General features: G+C 40.6%; 21 protein-coding genes. 6 read left to right on the top strand and 15 right to left on the bottom strand.

All coding sequences use genetic code 11. The features are described from left to right. Positions 1-18 precede the first annotated feature (18 nt). The 4 genes from JMX93_RS10995 to JMX93_RS10980 are packed head-to-tail and all read right to left on the bottom strand — an operon-like array spanning position 19 to position 3,854. Positions 19-1,542, bottom strand: coding sequence for a phage portal protein family protein (locus JMX93_RS10995; RefSeq protein ID WP_499204742.1), 1,524 nt, complete (start codon positions 1,540-1,542; stop codon positions 19-21). Continuing rightward, on the bottom strand, positions 1,539-2,804 hold the full coding sequence (locus tag JMX93_RS10990; protein ID WP_499204741.1) for a PBSX family phage terminase large subunit: 1,266 nt from the start codon (positions 2,802-2,804) through the stop codon (positions 1,539-1,541). Before JMX93_RS10990 ends, JMX93_RS10995 begins: the two co-directional genes overlap by 4 nt. Then, positions 2,785-3,258, bottom strand: coding sequence for a DUF2280 domain-containing protein (locus tag JMX93_RS10985; RefSeq protein WP_499204740.1), 474 nt, complete (start codon positions 3,256-3,258; stop codon positions 2,785-2,787). Before JMX93_RS10985 ends, JMX93_RS10990 begins: the two co-directional genes overlap by 20 nt. A gap of 32 nt (positions 3,259-3,290) precedes the next feature. Further along, on the bottom strand, positions 3,291-3,854 hold the full coding sequence (locus tag JMX93_RS10980; protein WP_499204739.1) for a putative metallopeptidase: 564 nt from the start codon (positions 3,852-3,854) through the stop codon (positions 3,291-3,293). Between the two features lie 86 nt (positions 3,855-3,940). Between JMX93_RS10980 and JMX93_RS10975 the strand changes: the two genes are divergently transcribed. Continuing rightward, entirely contained in the window at positions 3,941-4,327 is a 387-nt protein-coding gene (locus JMX93_RS10975; RefSeq protein WP_499204738.1) for a DUF6173 family protein, read from the top strand. A 289-nt stretch (positions 4,328-4,616) separates the two neighbouring features. On the opposite strand, the gene JMX93_RS10970 is transcribed toward JMX93_RS10975, so the two are convergent. The 11 genes from JMX93_RS10970 to JMX93_RS10920 form a co-directional block, all read right to left on the bottom strand. Continuing rightward, positions 4,617-5,036: a hypothetical protein gene (locus JMX93_RS10970; protein ID WP_499204737.1), complete on the bottom strand. Its 420-nt coding sequence runs from the start codon at positions 5,034-5,036 to the stop codon at positions 4,617-4,619. A 289-nt stretch (positions 5,037-5,325) separates the two neighbouring features. After that, entirely contained in the window at positions 5,326-5,586 is a 261-nt protein-coding gene (locus JMX93_RS10965) for a hypothetical protein (protein WP_499204736.1), read from the bottom strand. Positions 5,587-5,668: 82 nt separating this feature from the next. Continuing rightward, positions 5,669-5,893, bottom strand: a complete 225-nt coding sequence (locus tag JMX93_RS10960) for a hypothetical protein (RefSeq protein ID WP_499204735.1) — start codon at positions 5,891-5,893, stop codon at positions 5,669-5,671. Next, entirely contained in the window at positions 5,893-6,225 is a 333-nt protein-coding gene (locus JMX93_RS10955) for a hypothetical protein (protein ID WP_499204734.1), read from the bottom strand. The genes JMX93_RS10960 and JMX93_RS10955 overlap by 1 nt, the downstream gene beginning before the upstream one ends. A gap of 61 nt (positions 6,226-6,286) precedes the next feature. Continuing rightward, positions 6,287-6,853 (bottom strand): hypothetical protein, encoded by a 567-nt coding sequence (locus JMX93_RS10950; protein WP_499204733.1) that lies wholly within the window; start codon positions 6,851-6,853, stop codon positions 6,287-6,289. Positions 6,854-6,944: 91 nt separating this feature from the next. Continuing rightward, entirely contained in the window at positions 6,945-7,289 is a 345-nt protein-coding gene (locus JMX93_RS10945; protein ID WP_499204784.1) for a DUF1064 domain-containing protein, read from the bottom strand. Continuing rightward, positions 7,289-7,486: a hypothetical protein gene (locus JMX93_RS10940; protein ID WP_499204732.1), complete on the bottom strand. Its 198-nt coding sequence runs from the start codon at positions 7,484-7,486 to the stop codon at positions 7,289-7,291. The genes JMX93_RS10945 and JMX93_RS10940 overlap by 1 nt, the downstream gene beginning before the upstream one ends. 22 nt (positions 7,487-7,508) lie before the next feature. Next, the gene (locus JMX93_RS10935; RefSeq protein ID WP_499204731.1) at positions 7,509-7,781 is read right to left on the bottom strand and encodes a hypothetical protein; all 273 of its coding nucleotides are present in this window, start codon (positions 7,779-7,781) and stop codon (positions 7,509-7,511) included. Then, a complete protein-coding gene (locus tag JMX93_RS10930) occupies positions 7,778-9,016 on the bottom strand; it encodes a YdaU family protein (RefSeq protein WP_499204730.1) in 1,239 nt (412 codons plus the stop codon). The genes JMX93_RS10935 and JMX93_RS10930 overlap by 4 nt, the downstream gene beginning before the upstream one ends. 153 nt (positions 9,017-9,169) lie before the next feature. Beyond that, positions 9,170-9,652, bottom strand: coding sequence for a phage regulatory CII family protein (locus JMX93_RS10925; RefSeq protein WP_499204729.1), 483 nt, complete (start codon positions 9,650-9,652; stop codon positions 9,170-9,172). A 66-nt stretch (positions 9,653-9,718) separates the two neighbouring features. Further along, the gene (locus JMX93_RS10920) at positions 9,719-9,895 is read right to left on the bottom strand and encodes a Cro/CI family transcriptional regulator (RefSeq protein WP_499204728.1); all 177 of its coding nucleotides are present in this window, start codon (positions 9,893-9,895) and stop codon (positions 9,719-9,721) included. Between the two features lie 106 nt (positions 9,896-10,001). Between JMX93_RS10920 and JMX93_RS10915 the strand changes: the two genes are divergently transcribed. The 5 genes from JMX93_RS10915 to JMX93_RS10895 all read left to right on the top strand — a co-directional run bounded on the left by JMX93_RS10915 (position 10,002) and on the right by JMX93_RS10895 (position 13,100). Next, positions 10,002-10,649 (top strand): LexA family protein, encoded by a 648-nt coding sequence (locus JMX93_RS10915; protein ID WP_499204727.1) that lies wholly within the window; start codon positions 10,002-10,004, stop codon positions 10,647-10,649. 122 nt (positions 10,650-10,771) lie between these two features. Then, positions 10,772-11,218: a hypothetical protein gene (locus tag JMX93_RS10910; protein WP_499204726.1), complete on the top strand. Its 447-nt coding sequence runs from the start codon at positions 10,772-10,774 to the stop codon at positions 11,216-11,218. 34 nt (positions 11,219-11,252) lie between these two features. After that, a complete protein-coding gene (locus JMX93_RS10905; RefSeq protein ID WP_499204725.1) occupies positions 11,253-11,546 on the top strand; it encodes an excalibur calcium-binding domain-containing protein in 294 nt (97 codons plus the stop codon). Further along, positions 11,519-11,908, top strand: a complete 390-nt coding sequence (locus JMX93_RS10900; RefSeq protein ID WP_499204724.1) for a hypothetical protein — start codon at positions 11,519-11,521, stop codon at positions 11,906-11,908. The genes JMX93_RS10905 and JMX93_RS10900 overlap by 28 nt, the downstream gene beginning before the upstream one ends. Positions 11,909-12,023: 115 nt before the next feature. Continuing rightward, positions 12,024-13,100 carry a hypothetical protein gene (locus JMX93_RS10895; RefSeq protein ID WP_499204723.1) on the top strand — a complete coding sequence of 359 codons (1,077 nt, stop codon included), beginning with the start codon at positions 12,024-12,026 and terminating at the stop codon, positions 13,098-13,100. The last annotated feature ends 2 nt before the right edge of the window (positions 13,101-13,102 follow it).

Genomic DNA, 13,102 nt, shown 5'->3' with positions numbered 1-13,102 from the left:
CACTCTATATCCAGAAAATTACACTTCACTACTTTCATCAGCAAAACCATGCACATCAGCGACCGCTAACGATGTATTGACCAACTGTGTAAATTCACTCTCAGCCAACCCCTCACCACATAGATTGAATAACGCTTCACGTAGCTCAGATTCGTCTGTCGCATCTGCAATAGCCGATAGTACTGCCTTAGCATCAAATGGCTGTACGCTCAATTCAAGCGCATCATCTGCGACTTGCTCAAGCTCTTGCTGCTCATCGGTAAATTCACTATCACTGTCAGCAGCTTTAAACGGCAGCCATGTTTTATTAGCCAGCGATGGGTAGCGATTGGCTTGTGAAGATGCTGGCAACTTAATAGCGCCTTGACCATCGCCATAATCCATGTGAGCAATATGCTGCTCGTTATAGCCATGCTCATCTACAAAATAAGACTTGGTGAATCTCACACCCATCTCATGCGCTTTTTTGTCAGCGTCCAACTGCTCTTGATTGATGAATTTTTTAGCGACCCATTTGAACTCAGGCGCTTCAAATCCATTAGCCGTACAAATGACTTCAATGAATCGTTGAACGGCTTTAAGCGCATGCTTACGGTCGCTGCTAAAGATAATCTCTTGCTGCTCTTGATGCACGACACCTTGACCGTAAGTACCGCCTTTATCTGTGCCACTGGTAAGCGTCTGACCAAGCAAGTAAGTGGTGATGCTCTGCTTAACAACATTGTCGTAACCTACAAACGCCTCTCCATTGCTGCCACCTGTAACGGCTGTCACGTCTTCATCGATGCCGATAGTGACCACGCCTGAGTTGTGCGCCTTGAGTAATGCATTGGCAAACCCTTGTGCGTCATCATCACTGGTTGCATCGGTTTTACCAATGAGCAAGGGTGAGCCGAAACGCTCTAAGAACTTAGACCAAAAACGCCAGCCATTAGTTTTAAAGTAATGCAGCCAGTAAACACGGCTTAATAATGATTTGCCTTTAGGGTTTAGATACGTTGGCTTATGTTGTTGGTATAGATAGCGATAGTAAAAGTCTTTTTGATCACTGATCATTACCGGCTGGCTACCATCATTCGGAAACCATTGCAGCGCACCGCCTGATAATGGCTCAAACCACTGAATAGGCTTAGACATCATTGAAGTGACTGCATTACGCCCATTACTATCTTTACCCCAGAGCATTTCAATCACATCATAGCCGTACCACTTACTAAGCGATGAGCCTTGTAAGATCGTTCCGAGGTGTAGGTCCAGTTGGTCATAGATAAAATCAGCAACACTACCCTCGCTTGGCGTAATCGTATAAGTAGCATTGCTTAACTCTTCCTCGCGTCTATCAATCGCTTGGTCAATATCTGGGTCAGTAAGCAATGTCTTTAGTGCATGACGACTGATACCCGCTTTCTTAAGGATCTCGTCAGTATCAGTACGGATCAGGTAACGGTAAAAGGTTTTACCACGTAGGTCAGTTGCCTGCTCTTGGCTTAGCGCCTTACCTGCTGTGACACGGTAACGCGGCTTTTCAGTTATATCATTCATCTATACGTCCGTTTGCCAGCAGTGGCTCTATATCGTTTAGTATTAGCACCACGCTTCATAGTGCGCTCGTGTGCATATCTTAGTGAGTCAATCAAATGGTTATGCTTATCGATAATCTCTGGCAATATCTCACCGCTTAATCGGTCCGTCTTGTAGCTGTACAATCTGAACTCTTTTGCGGTTGCCGTGCACCTTGGATGAATGACAATCTGCTTATAGCCTTTTAGATGAGCAATACCATCTTCAACACTACCCTTACCTTTAACGCATGCCTTAATTTTTGGTATGCCGTTACGCTTCAGGTAGCTGATTGATTCGGGACGGGCGTTATCTGCTATAAGCTCATACTTTTCAATACCTGGTATGTTGTCCTTCAGATAGTCTGGTGTATCGTCAATCTCAAGACCAACCTTGCATGCCTCATGCTCAATATAGAGTATGCCGTCGTGTTCCCATGAGTTTGTGGCGCCAGTTGGATCCGTAGAGAAACCAAAGTCTAAGCCGTTGTATGGACCGTTCCATGTTGGGTGTCTTTCAAACTCTCTAACAACAAACTTACCATTAAATATCTGAGCATCTGAAGCTTCAAGATAAGCACCTTCCCAAATCCAACGATATGTCGCATCGTCAAGGTTAGCTTGATCACTTAAGCGCTCTTGCTCAAGTACATCAGGGAAGAATGGGTTGTCGTTATAATTCATCTCAACGATGAACTCATGCTCAACCTGTCTGAATCGCTTGTCAGTCGCGCTACCCTTGTTTTCAGGGTTCCAAGTTATCCAAACCTCTGAATCATCTTCACGTACTGTTGGTAGCAGCTTGCGCCATGCAGCCTCACTGACGTTTTCAGCTTCATCTACCCAAGCGAGTAGTATTCTTGACTTACCTTTGATACTGTCCAGATTGTGACGTAAGCCAGTAAAGGCATAAGCAACACGCCTATTCTTAGTGCGAACGTATTTCTCGCCAATCTCATAGTAATCATTAAGCCAATCAACTGAGCGTATTGCCTGCTTGATTTCTTCAAGCGACGACTCTTCTAGTGAGTTCATATACTCACGGCCGCATAGGATTATGCCGCTAGCACCTGCTTCGGCTAGTCGATAACCCTCTACGGCTGTCATTAATGCGAATGTACGTGTCTTGGCACTACCACGGCCACCATAAGCACCTTTATAGCGCGATTTAGATTCAAATACTGGTATAAGTTTTGGCGGTATCGTTATGTCAGCATAGACTTCATCATTTAATTGCTCGCCCATTTTCATCTACCTTTGGTGCAACCAGTCTAATCACTGTCGGCTTGGTAGCCATTGATCCATCACTAGATGTGTTATCCACCTTCTGCTTATTGGTAAACACCTCGCCCACATCCTTAGCTGCCTGCTCGAGTAAGCTTGCCGCCAATGGTCTATTCTTTGACTTCTCAGCATCACGCGCCATACGGTCAAGCATGTTCAAACGATAAGCTTTATTAGCAATCGGTATCGCCTGAATATCATTGTTAAAGTCATCACGGAATTGCTTGAATAGGTTCTTCCATTTTTGAGCAAGATTTACACCTGCTGCTTTGTGCGGATCGTATTTCGCCACTTGCTGACGTGTAATAGTAATGCCAAATTCTTGGTTTACAGCCTCTGCTACTTCTGAGGGGGTCATATAGGTAGCAAGCCCTTGTACAATAAAGGCCTTAACCCCATTGTTAAGAGTCGCCATATCTGTCCTTTCGTATCCCTAGGTATACCTAATTAGTATTTTATTTGCGGATCACTATCTTGCAGTTCAGCTATTCGTCTAACCGCTTCATCACCGCCATATCGTCTGACGACTCCGAAGAATTCCTCAACGTCGTGAGCAATCAATTCAAGCTGTGGTCTGCCATCGGCTTTGAATGATGGGTCACCAAACATATCGGGTTTGTGCCTCATGTGATAAATCTCATGCTCAACCAGTGCGGCAAACTCAGCGTCTGTACAATCACGGCAGTAGTTAGCATCAAGCGTGACAAGATACTCAGGCACATCACCTAACGTGTCTTCAAACCACATTTCCTGACGTGTCTTTTTCCAACCACCAGCCATCATCATCACTTTTTCGCACTGGCCTAATATCTGTTTACCAGCTTTCACGTATTCGCTTTGAGCCCACATAAACGCTATTTCAGTTACTGAGTATTCCATTAAGTGTCGATGGTCTTCGTTAAACCACTCATGATCAGGATTAAGTATGGTTGCTTGTAGCCATTCATGTATCTCTGGTGCAGCCATTAGTGGGCGTAGATCGGTTTTAGGCGGCATTGGTCTTTTCAACATACTCACCTCGTAATCATTCGATCCGTTAAAGTCTATAAAATTGATATAAGATATAGTTTCATTTCATAGCAGAAAAGGAATACATGATGTCTAATTATTCATATAGACCAGAACTTGATGTTAATAAGCTCAGAGATATACAAGACACACGAGATTTATATAACCGCGTAAATAATCCTGTTCTCTCGATCTGGGAATCTTTAGTCCGCCATATAAAAGATTTTGAGTCTAAACTCAAAGAGAATCAGGAGGTTATGGTCTTAGCTGCATCATTTGGTAGTTCAGTGACTTTTTATGTCAATACTATTGAGTACAACCAACCAAATCTTATTATTTTTAATGGAACAACTGAAGATGGCGGGCCTACACGACTGATCCAGCACTGCAATCAGCTGAGCTTTTTACTTCAAGCTGTTCCAAAACAAGATTCTGATGAAAAGCGCACACCTATTGGTTTTATCCATGATGAATAGACAAGATGTTATCAAATCGCATCCTAATCACATGCAAATAATATGGTGATTGATAACTCATCGTATATCGCAGTCGTCATCTGCTAGCGGTTGCCTCTATGGCATGTGCTACCAGTGGCTAAATCTGGCAGGTAGTACGTGAGTGCTTTAATTTAGGCGCATGTCAAAGCCTTTGCTTATCTACATGTAAACCTCTGCAATTGGTTATCTCTCTCAAAAATAAAGGCACCGAATCTTGGCCAATAAAAAACCCACCGGGTGGTGGGTTTTTTATTATGGGATTTTAAATTTAATTAATTTTTATTTCTTCTACAGCGAAATAATCCTGACTATCATCTAGGTTCATAAATTCAGCAATAAGCCCGTCATATCCTATGAATTTAGCATAAATAGCCTCACGACCTTTAATAGCTGGGACAACCCAATATAGTTGGTCTTTTACTAACCTAAGATTATCATTCTCAATGTCTTGCATAGTAATTTTTGCATTTTGTCTTTTCTTCCAATCTGGACGATTAGTAGGATTGCTATAAAATATCTCTAAACGTTTTGTCTTTGTTGAATGCCACTCTATAGCTTTTTTCATGGAATTTTCATTTGTAGCCGAAGTAGAAGAAAAATGACCTGCTGATATATTCCCTTGAAATTCTGCTAAAGCAAACTGCAAAGCCGTTTCTTCTACTTCCTCAAATGTTACGTCATTACTCATTGCATCACACTCCATGTTGAAACATCATTTATTGAATTAACTTATGTTGAGTCTAGGAGTGGCATTTCAAGACGCTAAACGAAAATATAGTTCAAATATTGGACGTAAAAAAACCCATCATGAAAAATCATAACGGGCAAAGAAGGTGGCTCATTATATTTCAGCAGTTGCCATCTACTAACGACTATTTTATTGACATCTGCTGGCTATAGAAAGATCAATCAGACATAAAAAAACGATAGCGATGAAACTATCGTTTTTTTATGTCTGATTGGAGGCTTATAATACGCTATGCCGGTAAAAAGGGATCAATTTTGTTTTTTCTAAAATCAAGTAGAAAATTTATAGCAGAGTAACATAACATTCCAAGAATGATTTCGAAAACTATTGATAAAAACTTTGTAGATGATAGATCTAAAGATACATAGCCTAGAAACATTCCTAAAAATACTGGAACTACTAGAAAACCCATAAACACGATAGTAGCACCTAGCACTACTATTGCTATACTACTAATACTCTCTAGAAAAACAGCATCATGTTCTCTCATGAATAATACTCGAATTAGTAAAGCTTACATTTGTCAGTATAAGAAATATAGCATCAACTGTCAGTGAGGGTCAAGCCATTCCTCAAACTATATAGATACTTTTTACAGTTAATGCTGTATCGTTCTTTTCTACATCATATGAAAGGGTCAAACCAGGGATAATCGTTACGGTATATTTTCCCGAAGCCACAGCCTCACTGATTTTATTTTTAGCCGCATTAACCCAGCCATTTTTGGAACCTAATGTATTCAGGCCATCATGTATTGCTGATAATTGGCTTGTTGCCAGAGAACTAAAAGCTATCATTATAATCTGTCCCCTGTAATTTGTAGTCTCTTGTCATTATTACTTATTATACTAACAAACAAGTATCTTTTTTCAGAATCTTCCTCGATTTTAAAAAAGCTCTTTTCTGCGTTAGCGGTTTCTAACATTGTTTCTAACTCTTGTTTCAACCACTCTACGTTTGGCACTCTTTCATCACTATGCATTTTATACTTGTAACTGTGCTTTTTACCTTGTTCACGCGTTATAATCTCAACAAATAGATCTTCATAATCGTGATTATTTTGGCTCCTAACAACTATATCTAACTTATAAGTGAGAATTTCACTACCATTCACATTCAACTGACTCATAAACACCTCAAAAGTTTTAAAAAACTTTAATCGGGTTTAATACTAGAATTGCAAGAGCAGATCAATTATTTAATTCATGTCGATAATTGCACACATCTTGATTAATAAAGCTCATTAGGTAGTCAATATCATGCAGCATCCTCTCTTGATACTTGGACCATATCTGACTGTATGAGCTCGCTGACATATCGATACCGCTAAAGAGTAAGCGGCCTTCAACTGAATACAGCGACCACAAATTATATAACTCAAAATGTAGTGTCATACGCGCCATCTTGTATGCTAACTCATTAAGCGTGTATTTAGACTTAGGCGCGCCTCTGTCGTCCTCTACGCAGTATTTAATCATGTTAGCCGCTAAGTGATTAACCACGTCATCAAACGACTCTGACCAGTCGTACAGCTCGTTATCACCCCATACTAAGAGAGAAGCTAAGGCCTTGCCTGTTTTGCTCTTGATTAATCCAATAGCGGCCGCCTTATCTTCCCAATTGACCTCAGGAGGCAATCCACCGCTGCCAATATCAAACTTAACCGTCTTAGCACCCATGCCCTGCTTTAACCAATCGCCATGCTGCAATTCTAAGCGTGGGCTTGTGGCAAATCGTTGACTCAATATTTTATCCATTTATCTCAACCTCAATTTATCAGTAATCATGTGAATTGACATCATTGTCAGCAATTTGCTAATCACGGCTGCACCTATACTTTTCTATATGTTAAAGGTCTCGAACATCCCAACCGCCACCATTTCTCTTTGTTTGCTTCATGATTGCAATAAACTTGAAAGGGAATTTATCAGCAGCAACCTTAATTTTCACCAAAGCGTCGTCAGTCCACTGGCCCTTAACTTCATGTATCTCTAACTGACCATCTGAGCGCATCACCAAGAAGTCTGGTTTGTAAAACGTGTTGTCTGCTAACCGTAGGTTGATGCCGTCGAAAGAGTAATAAGATATCTCACCTGCGCGGCGCTGCATCTCTAAGTGCTGGGCATAGGCTTTCTCAGTGTTGTTCATCTTCCCTGTCTTCATGCGACCTAGTGCTTGTATGTTTTTGTTCATCACTCACCATCCTTTAAATTAATATCACCATATTCATGATCTATTGCAGAGCCTTGGTCGTCCCACTTGGCATAGTCATCATGGAATGGATCCCCAGCAACCACCCTTAATCTTGCGGTCCATCCCTGATAAGCACCCGTCCTTGGGTGATAAGCTTTTTGCAGATAGATGACTGAATAGCTCTTTGTGGTTTTCATACTCACACCACCTCCAAATGGTTTAACGCAAAACAGTCAAGACGCAGTTTTCAAAAGGAGATTCCATGCCTAGCATATTTGCAGCACCAAACACCCTCATAGCCACATGCAACTGCATCACATGCACACCATCAGCATCTATAGCGGTAGCGCTATAATCGGACAGCATATTGCTAGTAGCTCTAACAGCCGCATTATGATCATCAAGTATTTTCTGACCTCTTTCAGTTAGCTTAAACTTAACCTTTTGGTTAGTGTTTACAGGACCTTGGGCGAACCCGTCGAAATAACTCATACCGCCTCCTGCATCTGGTTTAATAACCTGTCATATACCTCATCTTGCATTTCACCAGGCATGTGCTGTTGTTCGATGTACTCATAAGTTTCAGTAACGCTCATACCAGGCAATGGCTCTTTCCAAAGTCCATTAACCATGACCGATATTTCTGGGTCACGTTTGACTGATGTGACAGGCTGGCTATGGCTAGGATGGTAGATAGGTGGTAGATCACTATCGCCAGCTATAGGTGACTTACCAATGGCTGAATAATCTACAGTAGGTGTTTGACTGTCTGGCGCTGGCTTTGCTGCATTAGACTTAGATCTTTGCTGATGGATATATTCACGCTTAATCCAGTCAACAAACATGTCTAGACAACGATTCTCAGTGAAAACAGGATTCCCTTTTTGCTTATCCTCAATACGAAAGTTTCTAAACTTCTTGAGGTGGCTGTTGAATTCAGCCTGAGTCATTGGAGGCATTGCTGGGGCCTCAGCAGTTACTACAGGCTGTATCTCAGTAAGCGTTGGCTGCCAAAACTCAACATCAAATTTTTCCTTCACGGCTGCGCTGTTGTTGTTGAGAGTATTTAATTGGTTACTGGTTTCTAGTTCATGGTTACTAGTTATAGCGTCGTTTTTTGCGTTACTAGCGTTACATGGCTCGTTACTGTGCGTTACAGCTTTCGTTACATCGTCTGTAACGTTACTTTTTACATCATCAATGTGTGTTGCATATAGATGTTTTAGATCAGCAGCCTTAATACCTTTCTCAACCGACACACCTATATTAATAAGGGCATCAGTCATCAACTTACGCTCTTGACGGAACTTACGAATACGCTCTGCACTGGTCATTGGTGTGTCATCAACGTTACATGTAACGTTACAAGCATCGTTACTTGGCGTTACACCCTGCGTTACATCATTCGTTACAGCGTTACGCTTGCCGTTACTGTCGGCGTTACGGTTTTGGTATTTATAGTTTTTAATTTCTCTATCGATACGATGGTGGTGGTGACGCTTACCACGTTTGACAAAGAACTCATCAAGTACGTATTCAAGCATTGTGCGATATTCAGGCGTGGTACATAGCAGACGACGTGCCAGTCTATCCATGTCTGATGTATCGATGGCTTGTTCGCTGTGATAGTACATGTCTATCAGATCACGATAGATAGCACGCTCAGGTAACGACAGGTGACGTGCTGAGTTATTGAAGTCAGCAGGATTGAACATATAAAAATGCATTAGGCCACTCCTTCACTCACTAGACGCTTATTAACCAGGTCAGCTATTTGCTGGCTGGTCAGCTTTTTATCAGTGTTTTGCCTTAAGATATTCATAGTGCTATACTCCAATTACAGGTTTAGCTTTATTGAAGCCCTAATCAGTTGCAGCTGATTAGGGTTTTTTATTGCCTTGATTATTTTGTAAATGCGGATTGTCTTTAGCATGTTTGCGCTTGACGTGGTTCTTGAGCGATTGAAGTGAAGACATCGCTTTCTGTATTTTCGGTAGCAGACTGTCAAGCTCGTTGCAGCTGATACGACCATCTTCCAGCGCCTTGTGCATTTCAGTCATCACGTCGCCTTGACATGCTGACGCTGATAATGCCGTCATGATCAACTCATCCTTTGTTGCTTCCCCAGTTACTTCGCAGTAAACCCCACCCAATCGGCTGGCCATCGCTTGGATGATCGAGTGGTCGCCAGTAAATTCCATGACGGTTAATGCTTCATCTAATCTCAGATGGTGCGTATCACAGTTAGGATTAACTTTGCTATTCAATACATTGCTAGACATACCCATACGCGCTGCTAGCGCAATAGAGCCACCATGTTTAGGGTCGTGTACTGTCTTGTGTGCTGCGTCGATAACGTCCATCGTGTTTCGCCTATATTTAAAAACGTTTTGTTTAAGCCTTTGTTTCTGTATATTTTGTTACAGGGTTTAGGCTTCTTCTGTTTGTCGTTCTTGTTTCTGGATAATTTCTTTAATCTGATATTCACGCAGCTCAGGGATTTTTTCCTCGTTCCATTGGGAGACAGCAGAGTGCTTAATACCAAGCATGCGAGCAAGTTCATTGACAGAGCCGTCAGCAACTTTGAGCGCGTCGTCCTTAGTCATAATAGTTACCTCGGTTGTTAATAAAGTAAGTTAAGTTACCTATTAAAGCACAGAAAACTTACCTTATCAAGTGGTAAGATAAGTTACCTATAAGAAAGGAAAAGCTATGGATACTTTGGGTCAGCGAATACTAAGATTGAGAAAAGAAAAAAAGCTTGCACGTGATGCGCTTGGACTGAAAATAGGCGTATCAAAAACGTCAATAAAGAATTGGGAAGACGATGAGAACCCTCCAAAACTTGAGCACCTTCAGGCCATGGCTGATTACTTTGGTTGCAGCGTTGAATACTTGACTAACGGTACTGGTGATGGCGATAATTTTAAAAAGATACAAGAAAAACCAGTTAGACGTGCACCAGTTTTAAACTATGTCCAAGCAGGTGAGTTTTGCGAATACCATGATCAGGCTATATCTGACGAATTTGAACCTGTCATAGGTGATGCTGGCGATAATGTCTACTGGATATTACTCGAAGGCGATAGTATGGAGCCTGATTTTAAATCAGGAGAGCTCGTGCTTATTGATCCTGATATGCAGCCAAATCCTGCTGATTATGTAATTGCTTTACGAAAAGGTGAGAAGAAGGTTACTTTCAAAAAATGGCGTCCACGTGGTTTCGATGAAAATACAGGTGAAGAGTATTCACAGCTAATACCATCCAATGAAAACTATCCAATTATCGATAGTCGTTTCACACCTTTTTCAATTTGTGGCGTAGCAGTACAGCGCAATCAGATACTGAGGAAGTCATGAAACCATACGAATACTACTGGATACACCATTTCTTAAAACACGCAAAGCCAGTCGACACGCTACCATTGGGTTGGTGCGTGTATCGTGAGGCGCTAGATTGGGATTAAAACAAGGATGTAATTATGAACAAATATATATTGCTTGGTGTGCTATTACTTCCAGCTATATCTAGTGCCTCTAACTGGGTTGATTTAGGTAAGACTAGTGATAATCAGTATCAATCTTTTTTGGATATAGACTCAGTTATGAGTATGCATGTCACTGTTATAGGTGACCAGCCTAGATCTAAATATATATCTGCCGTATTACAGGGGACTTATATTAATAACAATCCTAGGAGAAAAAAGGGAGAATATTACTCCAAGGCTCAACTATATATAAACTGCAAGCAGAAAACTTATTTTTTGAACAGCTTTATAACTTATGGTTTTAAGGACGAGGTATTAGATTCATGGCGCTCAAACAAATCAATCCTTACTGCAAGTGATTTTCAATATGCATTTCCTGACACCATAGCTGAAACCAATGTTGATATGTCTTGTTATACCGCAGAATATTTAGCTGAATAATACAGTCCGTTGGTTCAACAAAAAGGATTTAGCCATGAACAAACTAATACTAGCTGTAGCACTCTCTATATTTGCTCTATCATCCAACGCTGGAGTCACAACGGTAGACAATCCATTTCAAGGCAATACGGTTTTGAAAGAATCTGTCGAAGTGAATCATCCTCTATTCGCTAAGGGTGCTGGTGGTACTCAATGCAAAGGCTTACCTAGCACTTGTGGCCAAATGGCTAATTGTGAGCAAGCCAAGCAAGCGCTTAAGTGTGGTAACACTCGATTAGACCGAGACAAGGACGGAGTACCATGCGAATCAATTTGCCCAGGTGGTTAATTAGCATAGCTGCCTTATCGTTAGCTGCATGCACCCCTTCTCACAATGACAGTTACGCTAGTCAATTTGTTTCTGGCTATGTTGTAGTGCATGAAATGTTCTGGTTCGCTGATCATGATAGGCCTTACCCATTTACGACATCAGGTCAAATATCCTGTGTTTATTATCCAGATTTTGGTATTGAAGTGTATTTTGAGCCTGCAGGCTATATTGATGAGTCCTCTATTGGTACTCCGCTTAATAAGGCTGCTGCAAAATCTCTGGAGAAAGATGGTATGACCCCAAACGTGCCTTACAGTATTAAGAAAGGTGCTGACTTGAGTGAGGCTGTGGAGGCTGGGTTGAAGCTTTGCATACCATGAAACACTATGAATACTAAAACTATAGCCAAGCAGTCTGCCAATTTTCTATAAGATATAAGTTAAAAAATTATATATGTACATTACTAAAGTGAAATTAAGATAAGAGATGATTACTATGACAGAGCAAGAAATAGAAGCACTACAAAGCAGTATTTGTGAGATTTTAACAGAGTTAGAGGATCGTGCTTTAGTACTATATGAAGTACGTACAGAATGTAAAAAAGCTAGCGAAAGCTTTACTGGTAGAAATATTGATGGCATTAAAGCCAATGTCGTGAAAAACAAATCGGAAACAGACTTGACTAAGTTGTATCAGATAGTAATGGAGCTTTTGACTGAACACGTTTCCTTTGATGATAAAATGATCACAATTTATCCAGAGCAAGATAATATTAAAAAAATAGAAAAGGCATTAGAAACAAGCTTTTCAGCTGCTTCAAAAGATAAGGCAAAGTATGCCTGTATGAAGAAGACAACATTATCAGGCAAAAGAACTCTATACCAGTTCAGTACAGGTCGTAGAGTAAAGGTTAGGAAAAATCTTACCTTAGCTGAAATAAAAAAAGCGTTTAAAAAAGGAATGTTTGAGGAATATGATCAGATTATAGCCGTCGTATCAAAGTACTTAAAGTGCTATGATTTTTTAATATTGGACAAGACTAACAACCGCATTATACTAGGAATTGATCAAGCTAGTATCCTTGGTCACCTACAAGCCATGTCTTCAAAAAGTCAACTATTACAATTCTTGAAGAAGGATTTACAGATTAGTTTAGATAAAGATACGGCTATCGATTTTTTCCCTAAAATACGTACTTTCTACAAGTTGCCAGAAGATGGAACTAACGGTGTCATTCAAATTACTTTTGAAACTCCATCAGGCACAACACATGAAGAAGGTGCAAGAAAGTCATGTAAAGACCTACGTAGCGCAACTTATCACAAAGAAGGAGCCAAAGGCGTCCGTCAAGAGAAAGATAAAGATCAAAAAGTACCTCTAAATAATGATATTACTCCATACAAAATTACTAGCAAGTTTTATAGGAATAACAGAAATCACCTAGAGATTTCACTGAAAAGCAGCTATATTAATATCACGTCCCCTAATAACAAACATCTATTCGATGCTTTTATCAAAGAATCTCGCAATGAAAACGATTTAGATTTTGCAATAGCCAAACTCATTTCATGACG

It is taken from the genome of Psychrobacter muriicola 2pS, assembly GCF_904846535.1.
GTDB lineage: Bacteria > Pseudomonadota > Gammaproteobacteria > Pseudomonadales > Moraxellaceae > Psychrobacter > Psychrobacter aquimaris.
The sequence above is the reverse complement of the archived record's forward strand: the minus strand, read 5'-3'. Positions and strand labels throughout refer to the sequence as shown.

What these genes read in the sequence shown, in the direction of transcription:
- JMX93_RS10930 (WP_499204730.1), bottom strand. Translation starts at nt 9,016, where the DNA reads ATGCATTTTTATATGTTCAATCCTGCTGACTTCAATAACTCAGCACGT.
- JMX93_RS10915 (WP_499204727.1), top strand. Translation starts at nt 10,002, where the DNA reads ATGGATACTTTGGGTCAGCGAATACTAAGATTGAGAAAAGAAAAAAAG.
- JMX93_RS10980 (WP_499204739.1), bottom strand. Translation starts at nt 3,854, where the DNA reads ATGTTGAAAAGACCAATGCCGCCTAAAACCGATCTACGCCCACTAATG.
- JMX93_RS10990 (WP_499204741.1), bottom strand. Translation starts at nt 2,804, where the DNA reads ATGGGCGAGCAATTAAATGATGAAGTCTATGCTGACATAACGATACCG.
- JMX93_RS10985 (WP_499204740.1), bottom strand. Translation starts at nt 3,258, where the DNA reads ATGGCGACTCTTAACAATGGGGTTAAGGCCTTTATTGTACAAGGGCTT.
- JMX93_RS10940 (WP_499204732.1), bottom strand. Translation starts at nt 7,486, where the DNA reads ATGAAAACCACAAAGAGCTATTCAGTCATCTATCTGCAAAAAGCTTAT.
- JMX93_RS10970 (WP_499204737.1), bottom strand. Translation starts at nt 5,036, where the DNA reads ATGAGTAATGACGTAACATTTGAGGAAGTAGAAGAAACGGCTTTGCAG.
- JMX93_RS10945 (WP_499204784.1), bottom strand. Translation starts at nt 7,289, where the DNA reads ATGAACAAAAACATACAAGCACTAGGTCGCATGAAGACAGGGAAGATG.
- JMX93_RS10935 (WP_499204731.1), bottom strand. Translation starts at nt 7,781, where the DNA reads ATGAGTTATTTCGACGGGTTCGCCCAAGGTCCTGTAAACACTAACCAA.
- JMX93_RS10920 (WP_499204728.1), bottom strand. Translation starts at nt 9,895, where the DNA reads ATGACTAAGGACGACGCGCTCAAAGTTGCTGACGGCTCTGTCAATGAA.
- JMX93_RS10960 (WP_499204735.1), bottom strand. Translation starts at nt 5,893, where the DNA reads ATGATAGCTTTTAGTTCTCTGGCAACAAGCCAATTATCAGCAATACAT.
- JMX93_RS10900 (WP_499204724.1), top strand. Translation starts at nt 11,519, where the DNA reads ATGCGAATCAATTTGCCCAGGTGGTTAATTAGCATAGCTGCCTTATCG.
- JMX93_RS10905 (WP_499204725.1), top strand. Translation starts at nt 11,253, where the DNA reads ATGAACAAACTAATACTAGCTGTAGCACTCTCTATATTTGCTCTATCA.
- JMX93_RS10910 (WP_499204726.1), top strand. Translation starts at nt 10,772, where the DNA reads ATGAACAAATATATATTGCTTGGTGTGCTATTACTTCCAGCTATATCT.
- JMX93_RS10955 (WP_499204734.1), bottom strand. Translation starts at nt 6,225, where the DNA reads ATGAGTCAGTTGAATGTGAATGGTAGTGAAATTCTCACTTATAAGTTA.
- JMX93_RS10950 (WP_499204733.1), bottom strand. Translation starts at nt 6,853, where the DNA reads ATGGATAAAATATTGAGTCAACGATTTGCCACAAGCCCACGCTTAGAA.
- JMX93_RS10925 (WP_499204729.1), bottom strand. Translation starts at nt 9,652, where the DNA reads ATGGACGTTATCGACGCAGCACACAAGACAGTACACGACCCTAAACAT.
- JMX93_RS10975 (WP_499204738.1), top strand. Translation starts at nt 3,941, where the DNA reads ATGTCTAATTATTCATATAGACCAGAACTTGATGTTAATAAGCTCAGA.
- JMX93_RS10895 (WP_499204723.1), top strand. Translation starts at nt 12,024, where the DNA reads ATGACAGAGCAAGAAATAGAAGCACTACAAAGCAGTATTTGTGAGATT.
- JMX93_RS10995 (WP_499204742.1), bottom strand. Translation starts at nt 1,542, where the DNA reads ATGAATGATATAACTGAAAAGCCGCGTTACCGTGTCACAGCAGGTAAG.
- JMX93_RS10965 (WP_499204736.1), bottom strand. Translation starts at nt 5,586, where the DNA reads ATGAGAGAACATGATGCTGTTTTTCTAGAGAGTATTAGTAGTATAGCA.